Below are 8,304 nucleotides of genomic sequence, written 5' to 3' on the forward strand. Positions count from 1 at the left end.
AACGGTTTTTTCCAGCACGGTGGCTTCGGTCAGCGCCTGGCCCTCACCCCAACCCTCTCCCGCAAGCGGGAGAGGGAGCACGCAATCGATGATCGAAAGCCCTTAGTCTTCAAGCCGACGGCAACACCCGAGGCTGCCGCGATTCATCCGTTGCCACATACGTCAGCGTGGCTTCCGTCACCTTGACGATCTCATTGCTGTGGCGCATCCGTTGCGCGTAGACCTCGACCGACACCGTGATCGAGGTACGGCCGGTCTTGACGATGTCCGCATAAAAGCTGACCAGGTCGCCAACGAACACCGGATGCTTGAACAGGAAAGAATTGACCGCGACGGTGGCCACGCGGCCCTGGGCGCGTTCCACCGCCGGGATCGAGCCGGCGATATCCACCTGCGCCATGATCCAGCCGCCGAACACGTCGCCGTGCACATTGGCGTCGGCGGGCATCGGCACCACGCGCAGAGCGGGATTCTTGCCGGCGGGCAGGGCGGGGACGGTGTGGGGAGCGTTCATGACGGTGTGTGGTGGACTGCGGAAGGAGGCGGGGCGCGGCGAAAGACCCTTCGCCTGCCACGTAATGCGAACTCTGCGACAATCGCGCATTGGCCCGAATTCTAACGTATGCGCCGCTATTCCACGACCGCTGAGCCGGCCCCCGCTCCTGCTTCAAACACGCTCTTTCCCGGTCAGCGCGCGCCCCGCAGCGACTGGCAGACGGTGCGCAACCTGCTGCCCTATGTCTGGCACTACAAGTGGCGCGTGATGCTGGCGCTGGCCTGCTTGGTGTCTGCCAAGGTGGCCAACCTGGGCGTGCCGGTGCTGATGAAGCAGCTGATCGACAGCATGAACCTGCAGCCGGGCGACCCGCGCGCGCTGCTGGCCGTGCCGGTCGGGCTGATCGTTGCCTACGGGCTGCTGCGGCTGTCGGCGACGCTGTTCACCGAGTTGCGGGAGATGCTCTTTTCCAAGGTCACGCAGAGCGCCGTGCGCGAGATCGCGCTGCAGGTGTTCCGGCACCTGCATGCGCTGTCGCTGCGCTTCCACCTGGACCGGCAGACCGGCGGCATGAGCCGCGACATTGAGCGCGGCACGCGCGGCATCCAGTCGCTGATCTCGTATTCGCTGTACAGCATCCTGCCCACGCTGGTCGAGATGGGCCTGGTGATCGGCTTCTTTATCCTGCACTACGACATCTGGTTCGCGGCCATCACCGGCTGCGCGCTGGTGGGCTATATCGTCTTCACCATCGTGGTGACGGAATGGCGCACGCATTTCCGCCGCCGCATGAACGAGCTCGATTCGCGCGCCAACCAGAAGGCGATCGATTCCCTGCTCAACTTCGAGACCGTCAAGTACTTCGGCAATGAAGAGTACGAGGCGCAGCGCTACGACGAGAACCTGCGCAAGTACCGCACCGCGGCGATCCGCTCGCAGAACTCGCTGTCGTTCCTGAACTTCGGCCAGCAGACCATCATCGCATTGGGGCTTATCCTGATCCTGTGGCGCGCCACCGTGGGCGTGGTCGACGGCAAGCTCACGCTGGGCGACCTGGTGCTGGTCAACACCCTGATGATCCAGCTCTATATCCCGCTGAACTTTCTCGGCGTGATCTACCGCGAGATCAAGCAGGCCACCACCGACATGGACCGCATGTTCGTGCTGCTCGGCACCAACCAGGAGGTGGCCGACGCGCCCGGCGCGCAGCCGCTGCAGGTCAGCGGCGCGCAGGTGCGCTTCCGCGACGTGCGCTTCAGCTATGAGCCGGACCGGCTGATCCTGGATTGCGTGGATTTCACCATCGCGGCGGGCACCACCACCGCGGTGGTGGGGCACAGCGGCTCGGGCAAGTCGACGCTGGCGCGGCTGTTGTTCCGCTTCTACGACGTCAACGGCGGCGCCATCGAGATCGACGGCCAGGACATCCGCGCGATCACGCAGGACAGCTTGCGCCGCGCCATCGGCATCGTGCCGCAGGACACGGTGCTGTTCAACGACAGCATCTTCTACAACATTGCCTACGGCCGGCCCGACGCCAGCCGCGACGAAGTCATCGCCGCCGCGCGCGCCGCGCAGATCGACAGCTTCATCCGCGAGCTGCCGCAAGGCTACGACACCCCGGTCGGCGAGCGCGGCCTGAAGCTGTCCGGCGGCGAGAAGCAGCGCGTGGCGATCGCGCGCACACTGCTGAAGAACCCGCCGGTGCTGGTCTTCGACGAAGCCACCTCGGCGCTGGATTCACGCACCGAGCAGGCGATCCAGGCCGAGTTGATGCGGCTGGCGCAGAACCGCACCACGCTGCTGATCGCGCACCGGCTGTCCACTGTCGTGCATGCCGACCAGATCCTGGTGATGGACCACGGCCGCATCGTCGAGCGCGGCACCCATGCCGAGCTGATGCGCGCGCGTGGCCGCTACGCCGAGATGTGGGACATCCAGGCGCGCGCCGCCGCCAAGGGCGGCGAAGCCGTGGGCGCGGATGCGCTGGCACTCGACGTGGGCGACGCCACGCAGGACGCCTGACGGGACTGCATTCTCCTGCATCCGCGTGCACCAAGGGGCTGCGGGCATTGTCGACAATCATTGCCGACGATGTCGCTGCGGCAATCGCCTCGCACGTTTTTGGTTCGGCAATCGCTTGCGGGCACGCCCTGAAACGGGGCTGAAAAACCTGGCACGTCCCTTGCGGACGAATCCCTCCGAGATCACGATCAACGGAGAGATTCAATGCCTCACTCCCACGCTGCGCTAGCCTCCCCCGGCGTTTGCGCTGCTGCCGCCGAGAACCATGAACATACCGGCACGCGCGCATCCCGCACTACGGCACGGCGCCGCCTGCTGAAGCTCGGCGTGACGATCGGCACCAGCCTGGTGCTGTCGACACAATTCGCCGGCGCGGCCCACGCGCAGGCTGCACCAACCAAGGTCCGCTTCCAGCTCGACTGGCGCTTCGAAGGGCCGGCGGCGCTGTTCCTGCTGGGCGAGCAGAAGGGCTACTACAAGGCCGAGAAGCTCGACGTCTCGATCGACGCCGGCAACGGCTCGGGCAACGTGGTCAACCGCGTGGCCTCGGGCACGTACGACATGGGCTTCGCCGATATGTCGTCGGTGATGGAGTTCTACGGCAACAACCCGGACGCGAAGAACAAGCCGGTGGCCGTGATGATGGTCTACAACAACACGCCCGCCGCCGTCCTCGCGCTGAAGAAGTCCGGCATCCGCGCACCGAAGGACCTCGCCGGCAAGCGCATGGGCGCGCCGGTGTTCGACGCCGGCCGCCGCGCCTTCCCGATCTTCGCCAAGGCCAACGGCCTGCAGGCGTCCTCGTTCAACTGGCAGGCGATGGACCCGACGCTGCGCGAGACCATGCTCACGCGCGGCGACCTCGATGCCATCACCGGGTTCTCGTTCACATCGATCCTGAACCTGAACGCGCGCGGCGTGAAGGATGAAGACATCGTGGTGCTGCCGTACCCGCAGTTCGGCGTGAAGCTGTACGGCAACGCGGTGATCGCCTCCGAGGAATTCATGAAGAAGAACCCGGAGGCAGTGAAGGCCTTCCTGCGCGCCTTCAGCAAGTCGGCGCGCGACGTGATCGCGCGGCCGGAAGAGGGCATCAAGGCGGTCAAGGCGCGCGACGGCATCATCGACGAAAAGCTGGAAGTGCGCCGGCTCAAGCTGGCGCTGGACAGCGTGGTCAAGTCGCCGGACGCGAAGGCCGAGGGCTTCGGGCGCATCAGCAAGCCGCGCCTGTCGCTGATGGCCTCGCAGGTGGCCGATGCCTTCGGCACCAAGGGCCGCATCAACCCCGATGCGCTGTGGACCGACGCGTTCCTGCCCAGCGCGGCCGAACTGGATGTGCTGCGATGATGACGCGCCAGGCTGCCTTCATGCCCGCCTCCGGCGGCAGTGCCGCGCCCGCGGAACCCTTTGTCGATTTCAACCGGGTCTGGCTGGCCTATAACGACGAGCTTGCGCACAAGGGCGAGTTCGCGGTCGAGGACATCTCGCTGCAGGTGGCGCCGGGCGAGTTCATCGCCATCGTCGGCCCGTCCGGCTGCGGCAAGTCCACCTTCATGAAGCTGGCGACCGGGCTCAAGCCGGCCACGCGCGGCGTTGTGAAGATTGCCGGCCAGAAGGTGACCGGCCCGCTCAAGCAGGTCGGCATGGCCTTCCAGGCGCCCACGCTGCTGCCGTGGCGCACCACGCTGGACAACGTGATGCTGCCGCTGGAGATCGTCGAACCATATCGCTCCACCCTGCGCGCACGTCGCGACGAGTACGTCGAGCGCGCGCGCAAGCTGCTGCATACGGTGGGCCTGGCCGGCTACGAGGACAAGTACCCGTGGCAGCTGTCCGGCGGCATGCAGCAGCGCGCCTCGATCTGCCGCGCGCTGGTCCACGAGCCGCGCATGCTGCTGCTGGACGAGCCCTTCGGCGCGCTCGACGCCTTTACCCGCGAGGAGCTCTGGTGCGTGCTGCGCGACCTGTGGCAGGCGCAGCGCTTCAACGTGATCCTGGTCACGCACGACCTGCGCGAGGCCGTGTTCCTGGCCGACACCGTCTACGTGATGAGCCAGCGCCCGGGCCGCATCCTGATGCGCAAGGAGATCAACCTGCCGCGCCCGCGCGACCTGGAACTGACCTATACCGAGCCCTTTGCCGACCTGGTGCACGTGCTGCGCGAGAAGATCGGCCATGTGCGGCAACACTAAGGCAAAGCTACGATGATGACTCTCACTTCCGCGCAGGAGCGTCGCGTGCAGCGCGTGGCGCCCTGGCTGCTGCTGGCCGCGGTGCTGCTGCTGTGGCAGGGCGCGTGCATGGCCTTCGACGTGTCCGACTTTATCCTGCCGACGCCGTCGGCGATCGTGGCCTCGCTGGTGGAATATGGCGACGTGATCGCCGGCCATGCGTGGCGCACCTTCTGGACCACCATGGTGGGCTTCGGCGTGGCCATCGCCGTGGGCGTGCTGCTGGGGCTGGCAATGGGCTCGTCGCGGCTGCTCTATGCTGCCAGCTATCCGCTGATGACCGCCTTCAACGCGCTGCCCAAGGCCGCCTTCGTGCCGATCCTGGTGGTGTGGTTCGGCCTGGGCGCCGGTCCAGCCATCCTGACTGCGTTCCTGATCTCGTTCTTCCCGATCATGGTCAATATCGCCACCGGGCTGGCCACGCTGGAGCCGGAGCTGGAGGACGTACTGCGCGTGCTCGGCGCCAAACGGCGCGACGTCTTGTTCAAGGTCGGTCTGCCGCGCGCCATGCCGTACTTCTTCGCCTCGCTGAAGGTGGCGATCACGCTGGCCTTTGTCGGCACCACGGTGTCGGAGATGAACGCTGCCAACGAAGGCATCGGCTACCTGCTGGTGTCGGCCGGCTCGGCCATGAAGATGCCGCTGGCCTTTGCCGGGCTGGTGGTGATCGCGGTGATGGCGATGGCGATGTACGAGCTGTTTGCGGTGGTCGAGAAGCGCATGACCGGCTGGGCGCATCGCGGCTGAATCGCCTGCCGCCGGGCAGGTGACGCGCAGGTGACGGACAGCCCGGCGTGGGTGGATAATCCGCGTCATGGAAATCAAATGGCTTGAAGACTTCGTCAGCCTGGCCGAGACGCACAGCTTCTCGCGCTCGGCCGAACTGCGCCACGTCACGCAGCCGGCGTTCTCGCGCCGCATCCAGTCGCTGGAGGCGTGGGTCGGCACCGAGCTGATCGACCGCTCGAGCTACCCCACCAGCCTGACCCCGGCCGGCAAGGTGTTCTATGAGCAGGCGCTGGCCATGCTGGCGCAGGTCAGCGAGACCCGCGCGCTGATGCGCGGCCAGCGCTCGGCCAACGCCCAGGTGCTGGAGTTCGCGGTGCCGCATACGCTGTCGCTGACCTTCTTCCCGGAATGGCTCAAGGCGCTGGAGCGCAGGATCGGCACGCTGCCGTGCCGGTTGCGCGCGCTCAACGTCCATGACGCGGTGCTGATGCTGGTGGAGGGCGGCTGCGACCTGGTGATGGTCTACCACCACGCGCGCCAGGCGATCCAGCTAGATCCGGCGCGGTACGACATGCTGGTGCTTGGTACCGAACGGCTGTCGCCCTACAGCGTGCCGGACGCCGCCGGCAAGCCGCAGTTCCGGCTGCCCGGCACCGACAAGAAGCCGGTGCCTTTCCTCAGCTACACGCCCAACGCCTTCCTCGGCCGCATGGTCGATCTGCTGCTGGCCGATACCTCCGAGGCGCTCAAGCTCGACAAATGCTACGAGACCGACATGGCCGAGGCGCTCAAGGTAATGGCGCTGGCCGGCCACGGCATGGCCTTCCTGCCCGAAAGCGCGGTACGCGAGGACGTGGCGGCGGGCCGGCTGGTGCGGGCCGAGTCGGCGCGCGGGCTGCCGCTGTCGATCGACATGGAAATCCGCCTGTACCGCGAGCGCCCGGGCGAGAACGGCAACGAACGCCGCGCCGGGGCACGGCGCAAGCGCCAGCTGGTCGACCAGGTATGGTCGACCTTGTCAGCGGCCCAGGCCACTCAGCCGGCCGGTGCGCCGGTTTCCGCCAGATGACAAGGTTATGCAGGTTTTGCATGACCGGATGAGCAAACGGCATTGGATTCGGGCGGGGCGCCACCCCTAAGCTTGCGGGCATTCTTCACACCGGAACCAACCGATGTCTTCCGCAGCACCGACCAATATTGCTGGCCAAAAGCACGCACTCCCGTCTTACCTCAATGCCGACAATCTCGGCCCCTGGGGCATCTACCTGCAGCAGGTCGACCGTGTCACGCCTTACCTGGGCTCGCTGGCACGCTGGGTTGAAACCCTGAAGCGCCCCAAGCGCGCGATGATCGTCGACGTTCCCATCGAACTGGATAACGGCACCATTGCCCATTTCGAGGGCTACCGCGTGCAGCACAACCTGTCGCGCGGCCCGGGCAAGGGCGGGGTGCGCTTCCACCAGGACGTGACCCTGTCCGAGGTGATGGCGCTGTCGGCCTGGATGTCGGTGAAGAATGCCGCGGTCAACGTGCCCTACGGCGGTGCCAAGGGCGGCATCCGCGTCGATCCGCGCACGCTCTCGCACGCCGAGCTGGAACGCCTGACGCGCCGCTACACCAGCGAAATCAACATCATCATCGGGCCGAGCAAGGATATTCCGGCGCCGGACGTGAACACCAACGCCCAGGTCATGGCCTGGATGATGGACACGTACTCGATGAACTCCGGCAGCACGGCCACCGGCGTGGTGACCGGCAAGCCGATCTCGCTGGGCGGCTCGCTCGGCCGTCACGAAGCAACCGGCCGCGGCGTGTTCGTGGTCGGCTCCGAGGCCGCGCGCAATATCGGCCTGGAAATCAAGGGCGCGCGCGTGGCGGTGCAGGGCTTCGGCAACGTGGGCGCCGTGGCGGCCAAGCTGTTCCATGAGGCCGGCGCCAAGGTGGTGGCGGTACAGGACCACCGCACCACGCTGTTCGACCCGGCCGGCCTGGACGTGCCGGCGATGATGGAATACGCCTCGCACAGCGGCACCATCGAAGGCTTCCGCGGCGAAGTCCTGCGTACCGCGCAGTTCTGGGAAGTCGACTGCGACATCCTGATCCCGGCCGCGCTGGAAGGCCAGATCACGGCCGAGAACGCGCCAAAGATCACGGCAAAACTGGTGATTGAAGGCGCCAACGGCCCGACCACGCCGGAAGCCGACGATATCCTGCGCGAGCGCAATATCCTGGTCTGCCCGGACGTGATCGCCAACGCCGGCGGCGTGACCGTGTCCTACTTCGAATGGGTGCAGGATTTCTCGAGCTTCTTCTGGACCGAGGAGGAGATCAACCAGCGCCTGGTACGGATCATGCAAGAGGCCTTCCGGGCAATCTGGCAAGTGGCACAGGACAACAAGGTGACGCTGCGCACGGCGGCGTTTATCGTGGCCTGTACGCGGATCCTGCAGGCGCGCGAGATGCGCGGCCTGTATCCCTGATCAGGGCACGGGAAACGGGACAAGGCACTGCCATGGTGCAATGCAATAATCGTCCCGCTCCCCATGGCTCATGACCGGCAGACGCGGTCTCCGGCAAGCGCCGGAGACCGCGTTGTTGTATCCGGACGCCGTGCGCAGTGATTGCCCTGAAGTGGGGTTCTAGGAGAAAACCCAGTTGTATTGCGACGGATGCTGCGCAATACTGTTTCACCAGTGGGGGTTTTATCTCTAGAATCCCGCTTTCTCTTCATGGTCAAGGAGATGTTATGAATTTTGCCAAGCTGGCTGCCCTGATGATTGCCGGGGGCGTGATGTGCGGGACGGCACAGGCAGCTGAACAACT

Annotated in this window: 8 protein-coding genes; 7 read left to right on the top strand and 1 reads right to left on the bottom strand. The window is 66.0% G+C overall.

Annotated features, from left to right (window positions below):
• Positions 1 to 109 precede the first annotated feature (109 nt).
• Positions 110 to 514 (bottom strand): acyl-CoA thioesterase, encoded by a 405-nt coding sequence (locus CF68_RS21780; RefSeq protein ID WP_013955553.1) that lies wholly within the window; start codon positions 512 to 514, stop codon positions 110 to 112.
• A gap of 108 nt (positions 515 to 622) precedes the next feature.
• Between CF68_RS21780 and CF68_RS21785 the strand changes: the two genes are divergently transcribed.
• From CF68_RS21785 to CF68_RS38560, 7 genes are all read left to right on the top strand, one after another.
• The gene (locus CF68_RS21785) at positions 623 to 2,521 is read left to right on the top strand and encodes an ABC transporter ATP-binding protein/permease (RefSeq protein ID WP_035822792.1); all 1,899 of its coding nucleotides are present in this window, start codon (positions 623 to 625) and stop codon (positions 2,519 to 2,521) included.
• A gap of 204 nt (positions 2,522 to 2,725) precedes the next feature.
• Positions 2,726 to 3,868 carry an ABC transporter substrate-binding protein gene (locus tag CF68_RS21790; RefSeq protein WP_200872578.1) on the top strand — a complete coding sequence of 381 codons (1,143 nt, stop codon included), beginning with the start codon at positions 2,726 to 2,728 and terminating at the stop codon, positions 3,866 to 3,868.
• On the top strand, positions 3,865 to 4,713 hold the full coding sequence (locus CF68_RS21795) for an ABC transporter ATP-binding protein (protein ID WP_035822794.1): 849 nt from the start codon (positions 3,865 to 3,867) through the stop codon (positions 4,711 to 4,713). The genes CF68_RS21790 and CF68_RS21795 overlap by 4 nt, the downstream gene beginning before the upstream one ends.
• 12 nt (positions 4,714 to 4,725) lie before the next feature.
• Positions 4,726 to 5,499, top strand: coding sequence for an ABC transporter permease (locus CF68_RS21800; RefSeq protein WP_035822797.1), 774 nt, complete (start codon positions 4,726 to 4,728; stop codon positions 5,497 to 5,499).
• Between the two features lie 67 nt (positions 5,500 to 5,566).
• A complete protein-coding gene (locus CF68_RS21805; protein WP_035822799.1) occupies positions 5,567 to 6,550 on the top strand; it encodes a LysR family transcriptional regulator in 984 nt (327 codons plus the stop codon).
• A gap of 103 nt (positions 6,551 to 6,653) precedes the next feature.
• Entirely contained in the window at positions 6,654 to 7,961 is a 1,308-nt protein-coding gene (locus tag CF68_RS21810) for a Glu/Leu/Phe/Val dehydrogenase (protein WP_035822800.1), read from the top strand.
• Positions 7,962 to 8,098: 137 nt separating this feature from the next.
• Positions 8,099 to 8,304: hypothetical protein (locus CF68_RS38560; protein WP_152548530.1), on the top strand; the 206-nt coding region annotated here is incomplete at its 3' end.

The sequence above is a fragment of the Cupriavidus sp. SK-4 genome (assembly GCF_000611125.1).
GTDB lineage: Bacteria > Pseudomonadota > Gammaproteobacteria > Burkholderiales > Burkholderiaceae > Cupriavidus > Cupriavidus necator.